The following is a 17,949-nucleotide window of genomic DNA, read 5'->3' on the forward strand; positions in this document are numbered from 1 at the left end:
GCGATCAGCCCATCTCCTCCAGCGACTTGCCCTTGGTCTCCCGCACGAACCGCAGCACGAACGGGATCGAGAGCACCGCGAAGACGGCGTAGATGATGTAGGTGCCCGACAGGTTCCAGTCCGAGAGCGTCGGGAAGGTCACCGTGATCAGCCAGTTGGCGACCCACTGCGCGGCCGCGGCAACCCCCAGCGCTGCGGCGCGCACCCGGTTGGGGAACATCTCGCCGAGCATCACCCAGACCACCACGCCCCAGGAGAGCGCGAAGAAGAACACGAAGGCGTGCGCCGCGATCAGTGCCAGCATGCCCTGACCGTGCGGCAGCGCGGAGTCGGCGCCGGTGCGGTACGAGAACGCCCACGCCTCCAGGGCGAGCGAGATCGCCATGCCCGCCGAGCCGATCACCGCCAGCGGCTTGCGCCCGATCCGGTCGACAAAGATCATCGCGACGACGGTGCCGACGATGTTGATGATCGAGGTGGTGAAGGAGTACAGGAACGACGAGCTCGGGTTGATCCCCACCGACTGCCACAGCGTCGAGGAGTAGTAGAAGGCGACGTTGATGCCGACCAGCTGCTGGAAGACCGACAGGCCGATGCCCACCCAGACGATCGGCAGCAGGCCGAAGCGCCCGCCGACCAGGTCCCGGAAGGTGGAGCGGTGCTCGCTGCGCATCGCGTGCTCGATCTCGGCGACCCGGGCGTCCAGGTCGCCGCCGGCGCCCTCGACCTCGGCGATGACGGCCTTGGCGCGGTCGATCCGGCCGGTGGAGATCAGGAACCGCGGTGACTCGGGGATGGCGAAGGAGAGCAGGCCGTAGAGCACGGCCGGGATCACCATCACCCCGAGCATCAGCTGCCAGGCCTCCAGGCCCAGGACATGGCCGCGCTGGTTGCCGCCGGCGGCCTGCAGGATGCCGTAGTTGGCGAGCTGCGAGACGGCGATGCCGATCACGATCGCGGCCTGCTGGAACGAGCCGAGCCGGCCGCGGTAGGCGGGCGGTGCCACCTCGGCGATGTAGGCGGGGCCGATCACCGAGGCCATGCCGATGCCGATGCCGCCCAGCACCCGCCAGAGGGCGAGGTCCCAGAGCGCGAACGGCACCGCGGAGCCGACCGCGCTCACGGTGAACAGCGCCGCGGCGATCTGCATCACCCGGATCCGGCCCAGCCGGTCGGCCATCCGGCCGGCCAGGGCGGCGCCGATCGCGCTGCCGATCAGCGCGACGGCGACCACCTGGGCGAGCTCGCCGGAGCCGACGCTGTACTTCTCGCGGATCGCGGCCACCGCACCGTTGATCACGGAGCTGTCGTAGCCGAACAGGAACCCGCCCATCGCGGCTGCCGCCGTGATGAAGATGACGTGTCCGAGGTGGTCCGATGCGGCGGGCCTGCCGGCCGACCGCACCGGAGCGCTGCTGGTGGTCACCTGAACTCCTTGTGCCTGACGAACATAAGGGTGCGCTTGTCGTTCAGGCAGTGAACGCAACAGGCAACACCGTTGTTCCTATCAACTGATCGAGGTGAGCATAGCTGGGAAAACCGGATGCTCTCGTCAGTTGGGCCTTCAAGAAGTGAATCTAATAGCCGATGCCTGGGCCGTCTACGGGGAACTCTCGAACCATTGCCCTCAGGAGCCCGACGTGGCCGCGGCCAGCGTGGTCGCCATCACCGGGCTGGTGAAGGTGCTCGTCGCGTTGCCCGTGGACGGGTGGTAGGAGCCCCACTTGAGGTAGTCGATGGTGCCGTCCGCCCTTGGCTCACTGGAGGGAGGGGAAGGAGGACGGCCCGACAGCGGTGTTCGGCTTCCACAGGACCTGGCCGGCCGCACTGCTGGGCGTGGCCGCGCCGCAGGAGATCGCCAGCGCGGCCGCGGCCACGGCTGCGGACGCTAGCGTGCGGTGGGTGGACAGCAGGGACAACTCGGCTCCTCGGGCGGTGGGTTGCGTGAAGGGGCCCAGCATGCCCGCGGTTCCCGTGCCCCGCCACTGCGGCGCGCACGAAAGGTCCCTTCGGGCAGTGGTGAACCCGCCCGCGCCGCCTCGGGGCTGGCTCCGCGCTGCGCCCGCTAGGGCAGGAGCGCCCGGGCCGCCTGCGCCGCGACCGCTGCGGCGACGGTGGCCAGGGCGGGCGAATCGAGGCGCCACTGCTGCCAGTAGAGCGGGACCTCGACCGTGCGGCCCGGCAGGAACTCCACGAGCGCGCCGCAGCCCAGCCGGGCAGTGGCGTGGCTGCGCGGGACCAGGCCCCAGCCGAGCCCGGCCGTGACCGCGTCCGTGAACCCCTCGCAGGACGGCACGAAGTGCCGCAGCGCGCTCGCCGGTTGACCGCCCGTCAACTCACGGACGAAGGCGTCCTGCAGATCGTCGCGGCGGTCGAAGACGACCACCGGTGCCAGGGGCAGCAGCCGCGCCGGGTCGCCGTCGAGCCAGCGGGCGGCGAACTCCGGTGTGGCGAGCGGAAGGTACTCCATCGCCCCGAGTCGGCGCACCGAGCAGCCCGCCACCGGGTCCGGCGAGGAGGTGACCGCCGCCATCACCTCGCCCGCGCGCAGCAGGGTGGTCGTGTGCGCCTCGTCCTCACGCCGCAGGTCGACGTGGATCCGGGCCTCCCGGGTGAGCGCGGCCAGCGCCGGCACGAACCAGGTGGCCAGCGAGTCGGCGTTGACCGCGATCGGCAGCCACGACGGGCCCGCCCCCTCGGCATCCATCCCCAGGGCGCTCCGGGCGTCGCCCTCCAGGCGGGCCAGCTGGCGGCCGAACCGCACCACGATCTGCCCGGACTCGGTCGGCCGTACCGGCTTGCTCCGGGTCAGCAGCACCCGCCCGGTGCGTTGCTCCAGCGCCTTGATCCGCTGACTCACGGCGGACGGCGTCACATGCAGCGCGGCCGCGGCGGCGTCGAAGGTGCCCTCGTCGACCACCGCGAGCAGGGTGCGGACCAGGTCATACGGCAGCTCGGTCTTCACAAGCGCTAATGATACGTAAAAATCTTTACCTGGCCTTAGGTGCTGGGTGCTCCCTACGGTGGCCCGCATGGGAAGCACACTCACCGCCGCAGCGGCCGGATTCGGGACCGGCATGTCACTCATCGTCGCCATCGGAGCGCAGAACGCCTTCGTGCTGCGCCAAGGCGTACGACGGGAGGCGGTGCTGCCGGTCGTCGCGATCTGCGCGGCGTCCGACGCGGTGCTGATCGCCTGCGGGGTGGGCGGACTCGGCGCCGTCGTCACGGTCTGGCCGGCGGCGCTGACGGCGGTGCGCGCGGTGGGCGCGGCCTTCCTGCTCTGCTACGCGCTGCTCGCCGCCCGCCGGGTGCTCCGCGCCGCCAGCCTGGACAGCGGCGGTCCGGCCGTCCACTCCCGTCGCCGCGCGGTGCTGAGCTGCCTGGCGATGACCTGGCTCAACCCGCACGTCTACCTCGACACCGTCCTGCTGCTCGGCGCGGTCGCCGCCGGCTACGGCGCGCACCGCTGGCAGTTCGCGATCGGCGCCGCGCTGGCCAGCCTCTGCTGGTTCGCCGCGCTGGGCTTCGGCGCCCGCCTGCTCGCCGGCTTCTTCCGCCGCGCGTCGTCCTGGCGGGTCCTGGACGGCGTGGTCGCGACGACGATGCTGCTCGCCGGCGTGTCCCTGGCGGTGGGAGCGTAGGACCAGAGGCGTAGCGTGGTTCGGGACCATGGGCCGAGGCGTCGCGGGGCACCTGGTCGGCAGGATGAACCAAGTTCCGTGAGTGGGGAGTTCAGCGCATGGAGATCCGCCTGGGGATCCCGGAGGAGCAGGGCCGCAGCCGTACCGAACTGGTCGAGGACCTGATGGAGCGCTACCCGGAGGTTCCCCGGGAGGCCGTCATCAAGGAGGACCTGCTGCGCGGCGGCATGGCCTTCGACGAGTCGGCGCTCAGCGGCAGTACGGACGGCGGCGGCTCGGGCGAGGTGAAGCCGAAGTCGTACTTCATCTTCTCCTTCGACCACCGCACCCTGCCCGAGCTGGGCGCGGCCGCGCTCAACCGGCCGCCCGAGGAGATCGTGCTCACCGGCGGGCCGTACGAGCTGCGCCGCACGGTGGTGTCGGTGCGGGTGAACCCGGACTCGCCCTACCGGGTGGGCGCGGGCGAGGACGGCACGCTCGGCCTCTACCTCGACGGCGCACGGATCGCTGACGTCGGCCTGCCCCCGATGCCGGACTACTACCGGCACACCCTGGCCAACGGCAAGTCGGTGATGGAGGTGGCCCCGACCATCCAGTGGGGCTACCTGATCTACCTGACGGTCTTCCGGGTCTGCCAGTACTTCGGCGCCAAGGAGGAGTGCCAGTACTGCGACATCAACCACAACTGGCGCCAGCACAAGGCGGCCGGCCGCCCCTACACCGGCGTCAAGCCGGTCGAAGAGGTGCTGGAGGCCCTGGAACTGATCGACCGCCACGACACCGGCCGCGCCTCGCAGGCGTACACCCTCACCGGCGGCGCGATCACCTCCCAGGTCGGCGGCCGCGACGAGGCCGACTTCTACGGCCAGTACGCCAAGGCGATCGAATCCCGCTTCCCCGGCCGCTGGATCGGCAAGGTGGTCGCGCAGGCGCTGCCGCGCGACGACGTCCAGCGGTTCCACGACTACGGGGTGCGGATCTACCACCCGAACTTCGAGGTGTGGGACAAGCGGCTGTTCGAGCTGTACTGCCCCGGCAAGGAGCGCTACGTCGGCCGGGCGGAGTGGCACCGCCGCATCCTCGACTCGGCCGAGGTGTTCGGCGCCTCCAATGTGATCCCCAACTTCGTCGCGGGCGTGGAGATGGCCCAGCCCTTCGGGTTCGCGACGGTCGACGAGGCGATCGCCTCCACCCGGGAGGGGCTGCGGTTCTTCATGTCCCACGGCATCGTCCCGCGCTTCACCACCTGGTGCCCCGAGCCCACCACCCCGCTGGGCAAGGCCAACCCGCATGGCGCGCCGCTGGAGTACCACATCCGCCTGCTGCAGACCTACCGGGCGACGCTGGCGGAGTTCGGCCTCTCCTCGCCGCCCGGCTACGGGCCGGCGGGGCCGGGGAAGGCGGTGTTCTCGGTGAGTTCGTTCATGGACTCGCTGCCGGGGTGACGGGTCTCGGTGGGCCGCTGCGTTCAGGGGCGGCGGTCAGTCGCTGCTCTTGACCTTCTTCATCGTCAGGTGGGATTCGACGCGCAGGATGCCGGGCAGGCCGGTGAGCTTGCTGGTGAGGAAGGCGTTGTAGGCGGCGTGGTCGGCGACGGCGACCCGGAGGCAGTAGTCGGGGCGGCCGAACATCCGGCGCAGCTCGGTGACTTCTTCGTAGGAGGCCAGCGTCTCCTCCAGCGTCTCGATGGTCTTGAGGTCGTTGGCATAGACCTCGACGTCCACCATGACCTCCAAGCCGCGGCCGACGGCCTCCGGGTTGATGACGGCGCGGTAGCCGCTGATGACCCCGGCGTCCTCCAGCCGCTTGAGCCGGCGCAGGCAGGGCGGCGGGGTCAGGCCGACCCGCTTGGCCAGTTCCACATTGGTCAGCCGCCCATCCTGGCGCAGGTGAAACAAAATGTCCCTGTCGATCGCGTCCAGGCTGATTTCATTGCTCACAGGCCCATATTACGGGAACAATCAGCAACCATATGTGGCGTAAATCCGTCTAAAATTTCAGTATGACCGCATACCCGGTAGCTGCATGCGATCCCTCTCGTCCGGCTCCTGCTCCACCGCCCCGACCGCGGTCCGAGGCCGTGGCAGCCCTGAAGGACTCCACCTCCGTGGGACTGGGCCTGCTGCCGCTCGGCCTCGCGCTCGGCGTGCTCATCACCCACGCCGGCCTGCCCTGGTGGTTCGCGAGCCTGTCCACCGCCGTCGTCTACGCCGGCTCGTTCGAGTTCCTCCTGGTCGGCCTGGTGCTGGCGGCGGCACCCCTGGCGACGGTCGCGCTGACCGCCCTGCTGGTCAACGTGCGCCACGTGTTCTACGCGCTGTCCTTCCCGCTCGACCGCGTCCGCGGGCGCCTGGCCAGGGGCTACAGCACCTTCGCCCTCACCGACGAGGCATACGCCCTGGCCACCGCCTCGCAGGCCCGTTCCTGGTCCGGCGCGCGCCTGCTGTGGCTGCAACTGTTCATGCAGGTGTACTGGGCCGGCGGCGCCGCCGTCGGCGCACTACTCGGCTCAGTGGTGCCCGACAGCGTCACCGGGCTGGGATTCGCTCTGACCGCGCTGTTCACCGTGCTGGCCCTCGACGCCGTCAAGGAGCAGCGCGGTGACCTGCCCACGCCCGTCCTCGCGCTGCTCAGCGCGCTGGCCGCCCGGCTGGTACTCCCCGGGCAGATGCTGCCGGTGGCCTTCGCCCTGTTCACCGCCGCTCTCCTGATCCGACACCTCGCCACCCGCCGGAGGCCCTCCGATGCCTGACACCCGCTACCTGCTGCTGGCCGTCGCCGTCCCGGCCGCCATCACCTGGGCGCTGCGGGCGCTGCCCTTCACCGCCCTGGCACCCTTGCGCGCCAGCGCGATCGTCCGGTACCTCAGCGCCCGCATGCCCGCCGGTGTCATGGTGATCCTCTTCGTCTACTGCCTGCGGGACGTTCCGCTGTCCCGGCCGCACGCCGCCGCCGCGCCGCTGGCGGCCCTGGCCGTCACCGTCGCGCTGCACCTGTGGCGCCGCAACGCCCTGCTGAGCATCGCCGGCGGCACCGCTGTCAGCGTGGCCCTGGCCAGCACCCTCTTCGCCCCCTAGGCAGCGGCGAGGGCGTGCCCCAGCAGCGCCAGCGCGTCGGGCAGCACCCGCCGCCAGAAGCCGTCCGTGTGCTCCCCGTCGGGGAAGTGCCCCTCGCGCGCCCGCGCCTGCCGCGCGACCTCGCGGGCGGCCGGGCAGAACGGGTCCTCCTGGCCGCACCACACGCCGAGCGAACCGGTCCGCATCCCGTCGAGGCGGAGCGTCGGCTCATGGGCCCGCCAGTCCGCCTCGTCGGCGTACCCGCCGGTGGTGCGGGCGTCCGCCCAGGTGCGGAAGACGGCCGGGCTGAGCAGTGCCACGGCGTCCAGGTTGCGGCCGCCCCCGGTGCGCCCGATGGCGTACTGCAGGGCGCCCGAGCCGCCCATGGAGATGCCCAACGCGGCGCGCGGCGTGGGCAGTTGACGGGCGTGCAGCCAGCCGGGGAGCTCCTCGCGGAGCATCGCCTGCGGGTCGTCGCCGTCGCCCGGGGAGCGCTGGTGCCAGTAGCCGGCGTCCCCACCGTCCACCGCGACGACGGCGAACGGCGGCACGCCGGCCTTGACCGCGGCCGCCAGGAACCGCGGCGTCCCCAGCGCCACCATGCCCCGCGCGTCGTTCCCGCGCCCGTGCAGCATCACGCAGACCGGCAGCCCGGCGCTCGCCGCGGTGCCGGGCGGCAGCATGGTCACCAACGTGACCTCCCGACTCCGGGCCGCCGAGCGCACCTGCTCGATGCGCACCGGCCCCGGCGCCACGTCCGGCACCGTGCCGTCCGTCCCGGTCAGTCCCAGCACCCTCTTCAGCGCCACCCCGCCGGGCAGCCACCCGGCGAGCATCCCGCCCCCGGCGGCAGCCCCGAGCAGCACACCGCCGCCCACCACCCCGCCCCCGAGCCGCAGCGCCCGCCGCCGCGACACCGCGCGATCGGCGGGCTCCGCCGACGCCTGCTCGGTGGCGCTGTCCATACCTGTGGTCATGCCTGTCGGCCTCTCCCCGTCGCTACCGTGGCCAGCAGTGTTCGATCATGCAGCATCCGGGTTGCCCGCCGCACCCGCGCAAGTCCGCCGCTACGCCTTCACCGCTACCGGCCCGCCCACCGTCACCCCGGCCATCGCGCCCAACCGCCGCAAGCAGACCCGCCGTTGCACCATGCCCAGCCCCGCGAGCGCACCGCCCAGTGCCAGCCAGCCCACCGGGCCGCCGGCGAAGACGGCGCCGGTCAGCAGCAGCGGACCGGCGGCCTTCTCGATGGACTGGGACATGCCCGCGACGCCGAGGTAGGAGGCGCGGGCCTGGGTGGGAGCGAGGGAGACGGCCAACTCCCAGGAGCTGATGGAGCGGAGGAGTTCGGCGAGGGTGGTGAGGACGGCGGCCGCCGACAGGGCGATGACGGCGGTCCAGGCGCGGGCGCCCGTGGTGAGGGCGATGAGGGCGCAACAGACCAGCATGGCAAGGCCGATGAGGGCGACGGAGGTGGCCGGGCGGCGCGCGGTGCGGGACGCCCAGGTGGAGAAGCGGAGTTGGAGGACGACCACCAGGACGGTGTTGATGATGAGGAACGCCGGGACGAAGGCGTGCGGGGCGCGGGTGTGGTGGATCAGCCAGAGCGGGAGGCCGACGTTGAGCACCGCGTCGTCCAGGTTCATGGCGATGTCCAGCAGGACGAAGAGCAGGTAGCCGCGGTCGCGCCAGGGGTTGGGGCCCTGCGTCGGCTCGTCAGCGGGTGCGGCGTGGGCGGAGACCCCCGGCACGGGGCTGGTGAGTCGGACGAGCAGCGCCGCCGCCACGAACGAGAGCGCGTCGAAGAGGATCAGTGCCCGGTAGGCGTCAACCGTCCCGATCGCCAGCCCGATTGCCGCGATGCCCGCGCCCACCGCGTAGCCCGCGTTGGCGACGCTGCGGAACAGCGCCTGGTACACGGCCCGCTGCTCGCCCGCGACTTGGGTGGCGAAGAGCATCTCCAGGGTCTTCGCCGAGCGCTCACCCAGGCTGGTGATCGCCACCAGGGCGAGCAGGGCGCCGAAGCTGTGGGCGACCAGCATGAGCGCCACGGTGGCCAGCCGCAGCAGGTGGCTGGCCATCAACAGCCGCCGCACGGGCTGGCGTTCGGCCAGGCGCCCGGCGATGGGGGAGCCGGCTATGCCCGCCACCGCGGCGACGCCGAGGAGCAGGCCGACCTGGCGGGCGTCCAGGTGGGCGACGAAGGTGAAGTAGAGCACCGAGGCGGCCGCCCAGACGCCGGTGCCGGTGCGGTCCACGCCTTGTGCGGTCAGCATCAGCCGGGCGTCCCGTCCGCCCGGTGGCCGGCGCAGTTGGGCCAGCAGTCCTTCGTTCTTCGCGTGCATGGCTACCCCCGATCAGATCGTTCGCGGAGCAGCCTGCCGAAATATATTCTTGATGTCAAGATACTTGATGTCGAGAGAGGCTCATCTCGGGGCCTCGGGTCATCTCACCCCGTGCGCCCCTCGATCACCCTGGCCACCAGCGCCAGCAGCGTCTGCTGCTCCGCCGGGGCGAGCGGTGCCAGCAGCTCCTCGTTCGCCGCGTCCGTCCGTGACCGCAGTCGCGCCAGCAGCTCCGCGCCCTCCGGCGCCAGGGTGATGGCGTTCTTGCGCGCGTCGCGCGGGTCCTTGCCGCGCACGATCAGGCCCCGGGCCTGCAGGTCGTTGATGATGCCGACCATGTCCTTGGGGTCGATCCGCACCGTGCGGGACAACTCCGCCTGGGCGAGCGGCTCGAACTCGGCGACGGCGCAGAGCACGGCGTGGTGGCCGAGTTTGAGCTCCTCCTCGGCGAGGGCGTCGGCGACCAGGTGGTGGCCGAGTGCGCCGGCCCGGCCGAGCAGCCAGCTGGGGAGGGTCTGGAGGCGGGTGAACGGGGTGTCGGTCGCGGGGGCGGCGGGGTCAACCATGGGGTCATCCTAAAACCGTTGGAGGTCCCAATGAATCCTGCTATCGTTGGGATCACCAACGAAAGGGGGAGCGCACCATGCGCAAGGTCAGGTTTCACCAGTACGGCGGGGCCGAGGTGCTGCGGCTGGACGAGGTGGCCGAGCCGCAACCCGGGCCCGGCGAGGTGCTGGTCCGCACCGAGGTGGCAGGCGTCAGCCTGATGCTCCTCAAGATGCTCGACGCGGCCGGCGGCGCCCCGCTGCCCGGTTCGCCGGGCGGGGGCTTCGTAGGGCGGATCGAGGCGGTCGGCAGCGAGGTGGCCGGCTACCGGGTGGGCCGGCGGGTCGGCGGGATCGCGGCCGACGTGTTCGCGGACCGGCTGGTGGCGATGCCGGCGACCATCACCCCCGTGCCCGAAGAAGCCGACGCCGCCGAGGCGCTGGGGCTGGTGCACGGCGGCTTGGTGGCCCTCGCCGCGCTGCGGACCGGGGAGCTCAAGGAGGGCCAGGAGGTGCTGGTGACCAACGCCGCCGGCGGGGTCGGCCATCTGATCGTGCAGCTGGCCAAGGCGCTCGGCGCCGGCCGGGTGGTGGCCGCGACGTCGGCCCCCGAGCGCAAGGCCGACTTCCTGCGCAGCCTGGGCGCCGACGAGGTGGTCGGGTACGAGCAGCAGGGTTGGGGAGCGCCGGTCGATCTGGTGCTGGAGGGTGCCGGCGGCGCGGTGCTGCCCAAGGCGCTTGCCGCGCTGCGCCCGTTCGGCCGACTGGTCACCCTGGCCGGATACGGCGGCACCCTGGACGCGGGTGCGGTGCTCGGTTCGATGGCCACCGTCACCGGGCTGTCCATGGGGCAACTCGCTCGAAACAAGCCGGAGTTGGTCGCCGAGATGCGCGCCGAGCTGTGGCAGCTCCTCGCCGCGGGCAAGGTCCGTCCGGTCTGCGTGGAGTTCCCCCTGGAGCGCGCCGCCGAGGCGGTGGCCCTGCTGGAGCAGCGGGCGGTGCTCGGCAAGCCGGTGCTACGAGTCCAGTGACCCCATCGGCGCCAGATACGTGCGCAGCGGCTCCCGGTGCCACCAGGCCCCGCTGGCCCGTCGCTCGGCGCGCGTGGTGAACCGGTAGCGGTAGAGCACCGCGCGGACCCAGCGCGGCGGGTGGTCAGGGAACGGGTTGTGCCGCAGCAGCCGCAGCGTCGCCGGGTCCCCGGCGAGCAGCCGGTCGGCGAAAGTGCGCAGCCAGGGGCGGGCGTAGGAGGGGGAGATGCCGGCGAACCACATCAGCCAGTCGAGCCGCAGGTGGTACGGCGCGTACTGGCGCGGGCGCCGGCGTACATCCCCCGGCTTGCCCTTGAACCCGTACTCCCGCCAGACGCTGTCGGCCGTCGGCACGGCGTCCTCGGTGCCCTCCAGCACCACCTCGAACCGGATCCGGTTGATGCTGCCGAACGCGCCGTAGGTGTTCACCAGGTGCAGCCGGTTGAACGAGAAGTTCATCAGCTGCTCGCGGGAGAGCAGATTGCGGGCCGGCCACCAGCTCAGCACCACCACCAGTGCGGTGAACAGCAGCACCAGCACCTCGAACCAGATCGGCGCCGACCGGCTCCCCGAGGTCCCGCCCGGCAGCCGCAACGCGCTGAAGGCCAGCGTGATGGTCAGCCAGTTCAACCAGGCGAAGTTCCCGGAGACCACCAGCCAGAGCTGGGTCGCCACCATGGCCCCGGCCGCGACCGAGGCCACCGGCTGCGGGGTGAACAGCAGCACCGGGAAGCCCAGCTGCGCGACATGGTTGGCGGCCACCTCGACCTTGTGCAGCGGCAGCGGCAGATGGTGGAAGTACCAGCTGAACGGGCCGGGCATCGGCTGGGTCTCGTGGTGGTACTTGAGGCAGGTGAGGTCGCGCCAGCAGCGGTCGCCGCGCAGCTTGATCAGCCCGGCCCCGAACTCCACCCGGAACAGCAGCCAGCGGAACAGCAGCAGCACCGTGAACGGCGGCGCCACCTTGGCATTGCCGAGGAACACCGCCAGCGAGCCGGCCTCCAGCAGCAGCGACTCCCACCCGAACGAGTACCAGGTCTGCCCGACGTTGACGATCGACAGGTAGAGGACCCAGAGCAGCGCCCACAACAGCATCGAGGCCCACAGCGGCACCAGGTCGGCCAGCCCGGCGCAGATCGCGGCGGACAGCGCCGCGCCGCCCCAGGACACGGCGGCGAAGAACCGGTCCGAGTAGTGCCACTGGAACAGGGTCGGCGCGTCCCGCCAGCCGCGGTAGCGCAGGTAGCGGGGGATCGGCAGCAGGCCGTGCTCGCCCAGCAGGGCCCGGAACTGCCGGGCCGCCGCCAGGAAGCCGACCAGGTAGACGGCGGCCAGCAGCCGCAGCAGCACCAGCCGGCTGAGCGCGTACCCGGGCGCGGTGAACCACTCCACGCGCCCATCCCACCACCCTGCGCCGCGCCGCCCGGGCCACCGCGCCCGGCGTCCCCGGAACAGCCGCCCGCCCGGCGCACCACAACAGGCGCCGGTGCGGCGCGCTTCGTAGGCTGAAAGACATGTCCGATGCGCACGCGGTCCGCCGGGATCGGCTCCTGGAGCACTGCAGTGCCGCCGGGATGGACGCGGCGCTGATCACCAGCCCGGCCAACGTCCGGTATCTGACCGGCTGCACCCCCTGCGGCGCCAGCCTGCTGGTCACCCGGGAGCGGGCGCTGCTGGCCCTCCCCGCCGACCTGCCGCCGGAGGACAACGGCGAGTTCGTCTACCCGGTGGACCTGCCGCTGCAGAGCGCGGCCGCCGACCAGGACACCGCCGAACTGGCCGCGATGGCGGCCGCCGGCGACCGGGTGGGCGAGCTGGCGGTGGAGGAGCACGATCTGACGGTGCGCCGGTACCGGGAGGTCGCCGACCGGGCCCCGGGGGTGCGGCTGCACGACCTGGGCCGCACCGTGGAGCGGCTGCGGGTGGTCAAGGACGAGCAGGAGATCGCCGACCTGCGGATCGCCGCCGAGATCGGTGACCAGGCGCTGGGCGAGCTGCTGGAGTCGATCCTGGTGGGCCGCACCGAGCGGCACCTGGCGATGGAGCTGGAGCGCCGGATGGTGGACCACGGCGCGGACCGGGCCGGCTTCCCGGTCTCGGTCGGCACCGGCAGCCACTCCGGGCAGGCCGACCACCGGCCCACCGACCGACGGGTCGAGGAGGGCGACTTCCTGACCGTCTCGCTCGGCGCGCAGTACCGCGGCTACACCGTGCGCAGCACCCGGACCTTCGTGATCGGCGCGGCGCCGGCGGGCTGGCAGGTGGAGCTGCACCGGCTGGTCTTCGAGGCCCAGCGGGCGGCCCGGGAGGTGCTGGCCCCGGGGGTGCCGTGCAGCACGCCGGACCGGGCGGCGCGCGAGCTGCTGGGGGAGGCGGGCTACCGGGAGGACCGGCCCAGGCCGTTCGGACACGGTATCGGCCTGGAAGTCCGGGAGGCGCCGCAACTGGGCCCCAGCGAGACGGGTAAACTGGACAATCGCGTGCCGGTCACCGTTGGTCCCGGGGTTCACCTTCCGGGCCGCGGCGGGGTCCGGATCGAGGACACGCTCGTCGTGCGCCCCGTTGCCGAGGGCGGGCCCGAGCTGCTCACCATCACCACCAAGGAGCTCCTCGCCCTGTGACCGCCGGGTCTCCCGGTCGGGACAGGCGCGCACCCCTTGGTTCCTTGACAAGCTATATCCAGGAGTAAGTGCGCCCGTGGCTTCCACGAACGATCTCAAGAACGGCATGGTCCTCAAGCTCGACAACGACCAGCTCTGGTCCGTCGTCGAGTTCCAGCACGTCAAGCCGGGCAAGGGCCCCGCGTTCGTGCGCACCAAGCTCAAGCACGTGCTGAGCGGCAAGGTCGTCGACAAGACGTTCAACGCGGGCACCAAGGTCGAGACCGCCAACGTCGACAAGCGCGACATGCAGTACTCGTACAAGGACGGCGAGCAGTTCGTGTTCATGGACATGGACACCTACGACCAGCTGATGATCAGCCCCGAGGTCGTCGGCGACGCCGCCAAGTACCTGCTGGAGGGCTTCAACGCCCTGGTCGCCGTCTACGAGGGCAACCCGCTCTACATCGAGCTGCCGGCCGCCGTCGAGCTGGTGATCGAGTTCACCGAGCCCGGCCTGCAGGGCGACCGCTCCACCGGTGGCTCGAAGCCGGCCCGTCTGGAGACCGGCGCCGAGATCCAGGTGCCGCTCTTCATCAACCAGGGTGAGAAGATCAAGGTCGACACCCGCGACGGCAGCTACCTCGGCCGGGTGAACAAGTAACCGTGGCGTCTGCACGCACCAAGGCGCGCACGCACGCCTTCCAGATCCTCTTCGAGGCGGACCACCGGGACGTCGACCCGCTCTCGGTGCTCGCCGACTGGGTGGCCCGGGGCCGCGAGGCCAAGCCGGGCGAGAGCGTCCCGAAGGTCGCCGAGTACACCATGCAGCTGGTCGAGGGCTACACCCGGCACGCCCGCCGGATCGACGAGCTGATCGCGACCTACGCGGTGGGCTGGACGCTGGACCGGATGCCGCTGGTGGACCGCAACGTCCTGCGGCTCGGGGCCTACGAGCTGATCTGGGAGGACGGCGTCCCGGACGCGGTCGTCCTGGACGAGGCGGTGGAGATCGCCAAGGAGTACTCCACGGACGAGTCCCCGGGCTTCGTCAACGGAATGCTGGCCCGGTTCCAGGAGAACAAGGCGTCGATCCGCCGCTGAGGCAGCCTTCGGCAGTGGCCGCCGGACCCCGCACGGGGTTCGGCGGCCGTTGCGTTTCCGGGGGCATTGCGCGCTCGGGGGGCTGGCGTAAGCTGCCTACTGGCCGGTAACTTATTCGAAGGGCGGCACCCCATGACCACCGTGACCAGCAGCGAGTTCGACCGGGCGATCGCCCTCGGCCCCGACGGCCCCGACGCCCCCGGTCGCTACAGGGGGGAGCTGGGCGCCGGCTGGCAGATCGGCGGCGGGATCAACGGCGGGCTGCTGCTGGCCGTGGCCGCCAACGCGCTGCGCCAGGAGCTGCCCGGACACCCCGACCCGGTCTCGATCAGCGGCTACTACCTCTCCACCTCGCGGCCCGGCCCGCTGAGCGTGCAGACCGAGGTGATCCGGCGCGGGCGGGGCCTGTCCAACGCCACCGCCTCGCTCAGCCAGCTCGACGAGGACGGCCACCCGGCGGAGCGGCTCAGAGTGGTCGCCGGCTACACCGACCTGGCCGCCCTGGACGGCGAGGTGCGCACCTCGGCGGTGCCGCCGCAGCTGCCGCCGCCGGAGCAGTGCGTCGGGCGGGAGCACATGCCGATGCCGATCACCCCGGACCTGGCGCTGCTGGAGCGCTTCGAACTGCGCCTCGACCCGGCCACGGTCGGCTGGGCGGTCGGCCAGCCGTCGATGAACGGGCGGCTCCAGGGCTGGTTCCGGCTGGCCGACGGCCGCGAGCCGGACCCGCTGTCGCTGCTGCTGGTCGCCGACGCGCTGCCGCCGGTCACCTACGACCTCGGGTTCCCCGGCTGGGCGCCGACCGTGGAGCTGACGGTGCACCTGCGGGCGGTGCCGGCCAAGGGCTGGCTGCGGGTCAGCCACGGCACCCGCAACCTGGCCGGCGGCTACTTCGAGGAGGACTGCGAGATCTGGGACGAGGCGGGCCGGCTGGTCGCCCAGTCCCGCCAGCTGGCCCGGGTGCCCCGGCAGGCGTAACGCACCCCGGGCGCACCGGTGCGCCCGCTGCGCACCACGTGCGCCCGGCGCACGGGGAACGACAACGGCGCGGCCCCTCAGGACCGCGCCGTGACGTTTCTTCAGAAGCGTGCGAACCGACGCCAGGTCAGCTCGCGTCCTCCTCGCGCACCGCGCGGCGCGCGTCGGGGTTGAGCACGCCCCAGCTGATCAGCTGCTCGGTGAGGATCGAGGGGGACTGGTCGTAGATCACGGCCAGGGTGCGCAGGTCGTCCTGGCGGATCGACAGCACCTTGCCGTTGTAGTCCCCGCGCTGGGACTGGATGGTGGCCGCGTAGCGCTGCAGCGGGCCGGCCTTCTCGCTCGGAACCTGGGTCAGTCTCTCCAGGTCGAGGACCAGGCGCGGCGGCGGCTCGGCCGCACCGCCCGGGGTGCCGCCGGGCAGCAGCTCCTGCACGGGGACGCCGTAGAACTCGGCGAGCTCCGCCAGGCGCTGCACGGTCACAGCACGGTCGCCGCGCTCGTACGAGCCGACGACAACCGCCTTCCAGCGGCCCTGGGACTTCTCTTCGACGCCGTGCAGGGAGAGCCCCTGCTGAGTGCGGATCGCGCGGAGTTTTCCTCCGAGCTGCTTCGCGTAGTCGCTGGACATTGATCTCCCCGGCCGAATGTTGCTGGTTGCATGGTGGTCACGGAGGAGTGAGGAATGCCCTGACTGCCCGGGTGTCCTACCGGCCGGTACGACGCCCGTTCCGTAACTCACTGTGAGGTTACGTAGAGTGAGGTCGGTGCGTCAAGCCGAATGGGGCAGTCGTGCGAACCGGCCGCTACCTCTGCGTGAACACGACACGAAGCGTGGCGGGCTCGGCACGATCTCCCTGGTAGAATGACTGAGGCGTCCGCCACGTAACCGGACGGCCACCATCAGACATCCTTTAAGGCCCGTCCCGTGAGGCGGGGAAGGAGGTCCGCTTCGGCATGACCACAAACGATTCACCGCGTCCGCCGCACCAGGTGCTGGACGGCGCGGACATCTCCCGGGTGATCACCCGGATCGCGCACGAGATCGTCGAGCGCGCCAAGGGCGCCGAGGACGTCGTGCTGCTGGGCATCCACACCCGCGGCGTGCACCTGTCCCGCCGCCTGCAGGCCAAGCTGACCCAGATCACCGGCCGCGAGATCCCGCTGGGCACCCTCGACATCACCATGTACCGCGACGACCTGCGGCTGAAGCCGGCCCGCGCGCTGGAGCACACCGAGATCCCCGCCGGCGGTGTCGACGGCAAGCTGGTGATCCTGGTCGACGACGTGCTGTTCTCCGGCCGCACCGTGCGCGCCGCCCTCGACGCCCTCGGTGACATCGGCCGCCCCCGCGCCGTGCAGCTCGCCGTGCTGGTCGACCGCGGCCACCGCGAGCTCCCGATCCGCGCCGACTACGTGGGCAAGAACCTGCCCACCTCACTGCGCGAGGCCGTGCAGGTCCGGCTCGCCGACAGCGACGGCCAGGACGCCGTGCTGGTCGGCGACCGCGACTATCCGCCCGCGTCGCGCTCCGCGCGCCAGGAGAGCACAGCCCAGGCACTCGCCGCCGATCCGACCCGCCCGGAGTAGAAAACCCCCGTGAAGCGTCACCTCGTCTCCGCCGCCGACCTCAGCCGCGACGACGCGCTGCTGATCCTGGACACCGCCGAGGAGCTCGCCCAGCTCTCCGGACGGGCCGTCAAGAAGCTCCCCACGCTGCGCGGCCGCACCGTCGTCAACCTGTTCTTCGAGGACTCCACCCGTACCAAGACCTCCTTCGAGGTCGCCGAGAAGCGCCTCTCGGCCGACGTGATCAACTTCGCCGCCAAGGGCTCCTCGGTCTCCAAGGGCGAGAGCCTCAAGGACACCGCGCTCACCCTGCAGGCGATGGGCGCCGACGCCGTGGTGATCCGCCACCACGCCTCCGGCGCGCCGGCCCGGCTCGCCCAGTCCGACTGGCTGCACGGCAGCGTGATCAACGCCGGCGACGGCACCCACGAGCACCCCACCCAGGCCCTGCTGGACGCCTTCACGCTGCGTCGGCACCTCAACCCGGGCCTCGGCAACGACCTCAGCGGCCGCCGGGTGACCATCGTGGGCGACGTCCTGCACAGCCGGGTCGCCCGCTCCAACGTGCTGCTGCTCAACACCCTGGGCGCCGAGGTCACCTTCGTGGCCCCGCCCACCCTGATCCCGATCGGCATCGAACCCAATTCCAAGACCGGCGGAGCCGGGTGGCCGTGCGAGGTCTCCTACGACCTGGACGCCGCACTCGCCAAGACCGACGCGCTGATGATGCTCCGCGTCCAGCGCGAGCGGATGAACGCCGCCTTCTTCCCGACCGAGCGCGAGTACGCGCGCCGCTACGGGATGAACGGCCGGCGCCTGGCCCGCCTGCCCGAGCACGCCGTGGTGATGCACCCGGGCCCGATGGTCCGCGGCATGGAGATCACCGCCGAGGTCGCCGACTCGCCGCGCTGCACCGCGGTCGAGCAGGTCGCCAACGGCGTCTCGATCCGGATGGCCGTCCTGTACCTCCTGCTCGGCGGAGCCACCCTCGCCGACATCCCCAGCACCAACCAGAGTGAGGCCGCAAAGTGAGCGAGCGCAGCGAGCGAACCAATGAGAGCAGCGACCCCAGCGGAG

The 17,949-nt window shown here is 71.8% G+C and carries 20 protein-coding genes; 11 read left to right on the forward strand and 9 right to left on the reverse strand.

Annotated elements, in window-relative coordinates; genetic code table 11:
* Window positions 1-4: 4 nt before the first annotated feature.
* From P3T35_RS09065 to P3T35_RS09075, 3 genes are all read right to left on the reverse strand, one after another.
* Entirely contained in the window at window positions 5-1,426 is a 1,422-nt protein-coding gene (locus tag P3T35_RS09065; protein WP_101383795.1) for a sugar porter family MFS transporter, read from the reverse strand.
* 331 nt (window positions 1,427-1,757) lie between these two features.
* Window positions 1,758-1,919, reverse strand: coding sequence for a hypothetical protein (locus P3T35_RS09070; protein ID WP_180356745.1), 162 nt, complete (start codon window positions 1,917-1,919; stop codon window positions 1,758-1,760).
* Window positions 1,920-2,065: 146 nt separating this feature from the next.
* On the reverse strand, window positions 2,066-2,965 hold the full coding sequence (locus P3T35_RS09075; RefSeq protein WP_101383797.1) for a LysR family transcriptional regulator ArgP: 900 nt from the start codon (window positions 2,963-2,965) through the stop codon (window positions 2,066-2,068).
* Window positions 2,966-3,032: 67 nt separating this feature from the next.
* Between P3T35_RS09075 and P3T35_RS09080 the strand changes: the two genes are divergently transcribed.
* Window positions 3,033-3,644 carry a LysE/ArgO family amino acid transporter gene (locus P3T35_RS09080; RefSeq protein ID WP_101383798.1) on the forward strand — a complete coding sequence of 204 codons (612 nt, stop codon included), beginning with the start codon at window positions 3,033-3,035 and terminating at the stop codon, window positions 3,642-3,644.
* Window positions 3,645-3,742: 98 nt separating this feature from the next.
* Window positions 3,743-5,089 (forward strand): radical SAM protein, encoded by a 1,347-nt coding sequence (locus tag P3T35_RS09085; RefSeq protein ID WP_101383799.1) that lies wholly within the window; start codon window positions 3,743-3,745, stop codon window positions 5,087-5,089.
* A gap of 36 nt (window positions 5,090-5,125) precedes the next feature.
* Here the strand turns inward: P3T35_RS09085 and P3T35_RS09090 are convergent, their stop codons facing one another.
* The gene (locus P3T35_RS09090; RefSeq protein ID WP_101383800.1) at window positions 5,126-5,584 is read right to left on the reverse strand and encodes an Lrp/AsnC family transcriptional regulator; all 459 of its coding nucleotides are present in this window, start codon (window positions 5,582-5,584) and stop codon (window positions 5,126-5,128) included.
* 167 nt (window positions 5,585-5,751) lie between these two features.
* Between P3T35_RS09090 and P3T35_RS09095 the strand changes: the two genes are divergently transcribed.
* Both P3T35_RS09095 and P3T35_RS09100 read left to right on the forward strand, forming a co-directional pair.
* Window positions 5,752-6,396, forward strand: a complete 645-nt coding sequence (locus tag P3T35_RS09095; protein WP_280705160.1) for an AzlC family ABC transporter permease — start codon at window positions 5,752-5,754, stop codon at window positions 6,394-6,396.
* On the forward strand, window positions 6,389-6,721 hold the full coding sequence (locus P3T35_RS09100) for an AzlD domain-containing protein (RefSeq protein WP_101383802.1): 333 nt from the start codon (window positions 6,389-6,391) through the stop codon (window positions 6,719-6,721). Before P3T35_RS09095 ends, P3T35_RS09100 begins: the two co-directional genes overlap by 8 nt.
* On the opposite strand, the gene P3T35_RS09105 is transcribed toward P3T35_RS09100, so the two are convergent.
* From P3T35_RS09105 to P3T35_RS09115, 3 genes are all read right to left on the reverse strand, one after another.
* Window positions 6,718-7,677, reverse strand: a complete 960-nt coding sequence (locus tag P3T35_RS09105; protein WP_101383803.1) for an alpha/beta hydrolase-fold protein — start codon at window positions 7,675-7,677, stop codon at window positions 6,718-6,720. The genes P3T35_RS09100 and P3T35_RS09105 overlap by 4 nt on opposite strands.
* A 90-nt stretch (window positions 7,678-7,767) precedes the next feature.
* Complete coding sequence (locus P3T35_RS09110) at window positions 7,768-9,045, reverse strand: MFS transporter (protein ID WP_280704940.1); 1,278 nt, start codon at window positions 9,043-9,045, stop codon at window positions 7,768-7,770.
* 104 nt (window positions 9,046-9,149) lie between these two features.
* On the reverse strand, window positions 9,150-9,611 hold the full coding sequence (locus tag P3T35_RS09115; RefSeq protein ID WP_101383804.1) for a MarR family winged helix-turn-helix transcriptional regulator: 462 nt from the start codon (window positions 9,609-9,611) through the stop codon (window positions 9,150-9,152).
* 77 nt (window positions 9,612-9,688) lie between these two features.
* On the opposite strand from P3T35_RS09115, the gene P3T35_RS09120 reads away from it, so the two are divergent.
* Window positions 9,689-10,621: a zinc-binding dehydrogenase gene (locus P3T35_RS09120; RefSeq protein ID WP_101383805.1), complete on the forward strand. Its 933-nt coding sequence runs from the start codon at window positions 9,689-9,691 to the stop codon at window positions 10,619-10,621.
* On the opposite strand, the gene P3T35_RS09125 is transcribed toward P3T35_RS09120, so the two are convergent.
* Window positions 10,607-12,013, reverse strand: a complete 1,407-nt coding sequence (locus P3T35_RS09125) for a lipase maturation factor family protein (protein WP_101383806.1) — start codon at window positions 12,011-12,013, stop codon at window positions 10,607-10,609. The two genes, P3T35_RS09120 and P3T35_RS09125, sit on opposite strands and share 15 nt — an antisense overlap.
* A gap of 122 nt (window positions 12,014-12,135) precedes the next feature.
* Between P3T35_RS09125 and P3T35_RS09130 the strand changes: the two genes are divergently transcribed.
* The 4 genes from P3T35_RS09130 to P3T35_RS09145 all read left to right on the forward strand — a co-directional run bounded on the left by P3T35_RS09130 (window position 12,136) and on the right by P3T35_RS09145 (window position 15,303).
* A complete protein-coding gene (locus tag P3T35_RS09130; RefSeq protein WP_101383807.1) occupies window positions 12,136-13,242 on the forward strand; it encodes an aminopeptidase P family protein in 1,107 nt (368 codons plus the stop codon).
* Window positions 13,243-13,318: 76 nt separating this feature from the next.
* Window positions 13,319-13,885 (forward strand): elongation factor P, encoded by a 567-nt coding sequence (gene efp / locus P3T35_RS09135; protein WP_101383808.1) that lies wholly within the window; start codon window positions 13,319-13,321, stop codon window positions 13,883-13,885.
* Window positions 13,886-13,887: 2 nt separating this feature from the next.
* Window positions 13,888-14,325: a transcription antitermination factor NusB gene (nusB, locus tag P3T35_RS09140; RefSeq protein WP_101383809.1), complete on the forward strand. Its 438-nt coding sequence runs from the start codon at window positions 13,888-13,890 to the stop codon at window positions 14,323-14,325.
* Between the two features lie 132 nt (window positions 14,326-14,457).
* Window positions 14,458-15,303: a thioesterase family protein gene (locus P3T35_RS09145; protein ID WP_101383810.1), complete on the forward strand. Its 846-nt coding sequence runs from the start codon at window positions 14,458-14,460 to the stop codon at window positions 15,301-15,303.
* Window positions 15,304-15,430: 127 nt separating this feature from the next.
* On the opposite strand, the gene P3T35_RS09150 is transcribed toward P3T35_RS09145, so the two are convergent.
* Complete coding sequence (locus P3T35_RS09150; protein WP_030056198.1) at window positions 15,431-15,934, reverse strand: transcriptional regulator; 504 nt, start codon at window positions 15,932-15,934, stop codon at window positions 15,431-15,433.
* Between the two features lie 326 nt (window positions 15,935-16,260).
* Here P3T35_RS09150 and pyrR point away from each other — a divergent pair, with 326 nt between their 5' ends.
* The gene (pyrR, locus tag P3T35_RS09155) at window positions 16,261-16,893 is read left to right on the forward strand and encodes a bifunctional pyr operon transcriptional regulator/uracil phosphoribosyltransferase PyrR (RefSeq protein ID WP_101383811.1); all 633 of its coding nucleotides are present in this window, start codon (window positions 16,261-16,263) and stop codon (window positions 16,891-16,893) included.
* A 9-nt stretch (window positions 16,894-16,902) separates the two neighbouring features.
* Window positions 16,903-17,904 (forward strand): aspartate carbamoyltransferase catalytic subunit, encoded by a 1,002-nt coding sequence (locus tag P3T35_RS09160; RefSeq protein WP_101383812.1) that lies wholly within the window; start codon window positions 16,903-16,905, stop codon window positions 17,902-17,904.
* Window positions 17,905-17,949: the final 45 nt, after the last annotated feature.

The sequence above is a fragment of the Kitasatospora sp. GP30 genome (assembly GCF_029892145.1).
GTDB classification, from domain to species: Bacteria; Actinomycetota; Actinomycetes; order Streptomycetales; family Streptomycetaceae; genus Kitasatospora; species Kitasatospora acidiphila.

What these genes read in the sequence shown, in the direction of transcription:
- P3T35_RS09105 (WP_101383803.1), bottom strand. Translation starts at nt 7,677, where the DNA reads ATGACCACAGGTATGGACAGCGCCACCGAGCAGGCGTCGGCGGAGCCC.
- P3T35_RS09080 (WP_101383798.1), top strand. Translation starts at nt 3,033, where the DNA reads ATGGGAAGCACACTCACCGCCGCAGCGGCCGGATTCGGGACCGGCATG.
- P3T35_RS09150 (WP_030056198.1), bottom strand. Translation starts at nt 15,934, where the DNA reads ATGTCCAGCGACTACGCGAAGCAGCTCGGAGGAAAACTCCGCGCGATC.
- P3T35_RS09130 (WP_101383807.1), top strand. Translation starts at nt 12,136, where the DNA reads ATGTCCGATGCGCACGCGGTCCGCCGGGATCGGCTCCTGGAGCACTGC.
- P3T35_RS09085 (WP_101383799.1), top strand. Translation starts at nt 3,743, where the DNA reads ATGGAGATCCGCCTGGGGATCCCGGAGGAGCAGGGCCGCAGCCGTACC.
- P3T35_RS09100 (WP_101383802.1), top strand. Translation starts at nt 6,389, where the DNA reads ATGCCTGACACCCGCTACCTGCTGCTGGCCGTCGCCGTCCCGGCCGCC.
- P3T35_RS09115 (WP_101383804.1), bottom strand. Translation starts at nt 9,611, where the DNA reads ATGGTTGACCCCGCCGCCCCCGCGACCGACACCCCGTTCACCCGCCTC.
- P3T35_RS09120 (WP_101383805.1), top strand. Translation starts at nt 9,689, where the DNA reads ATGCGCAAGGTCAGGTTTCACCAGTACGGCGGGGCCGAGGTGCTGCGG.
- P3T35_RS09110 (WP_280704940.1), bottom strand. Translation starts at nt 9,045, where the DNA reads ATGCACGCGAAGAACGAAGGACTGCTGGCCCAACTGCGCCGGCCACCG.
- P3T35_RS09145 (WP_101383810.1), top strand. Translation starts at nt 14,458, where the DNA reads ATGACCACCGTGACCAGCAGCGAGTTCGACCGGGCGATCGCCCTCGGC.
- pyrR (WP_101383811.1), top strand. Translation starts at nt 16,261, where the DNA reads ATGACCACAAACGATTCACCGCGTCCGCCGCACCAGGTGCTGGACGGC.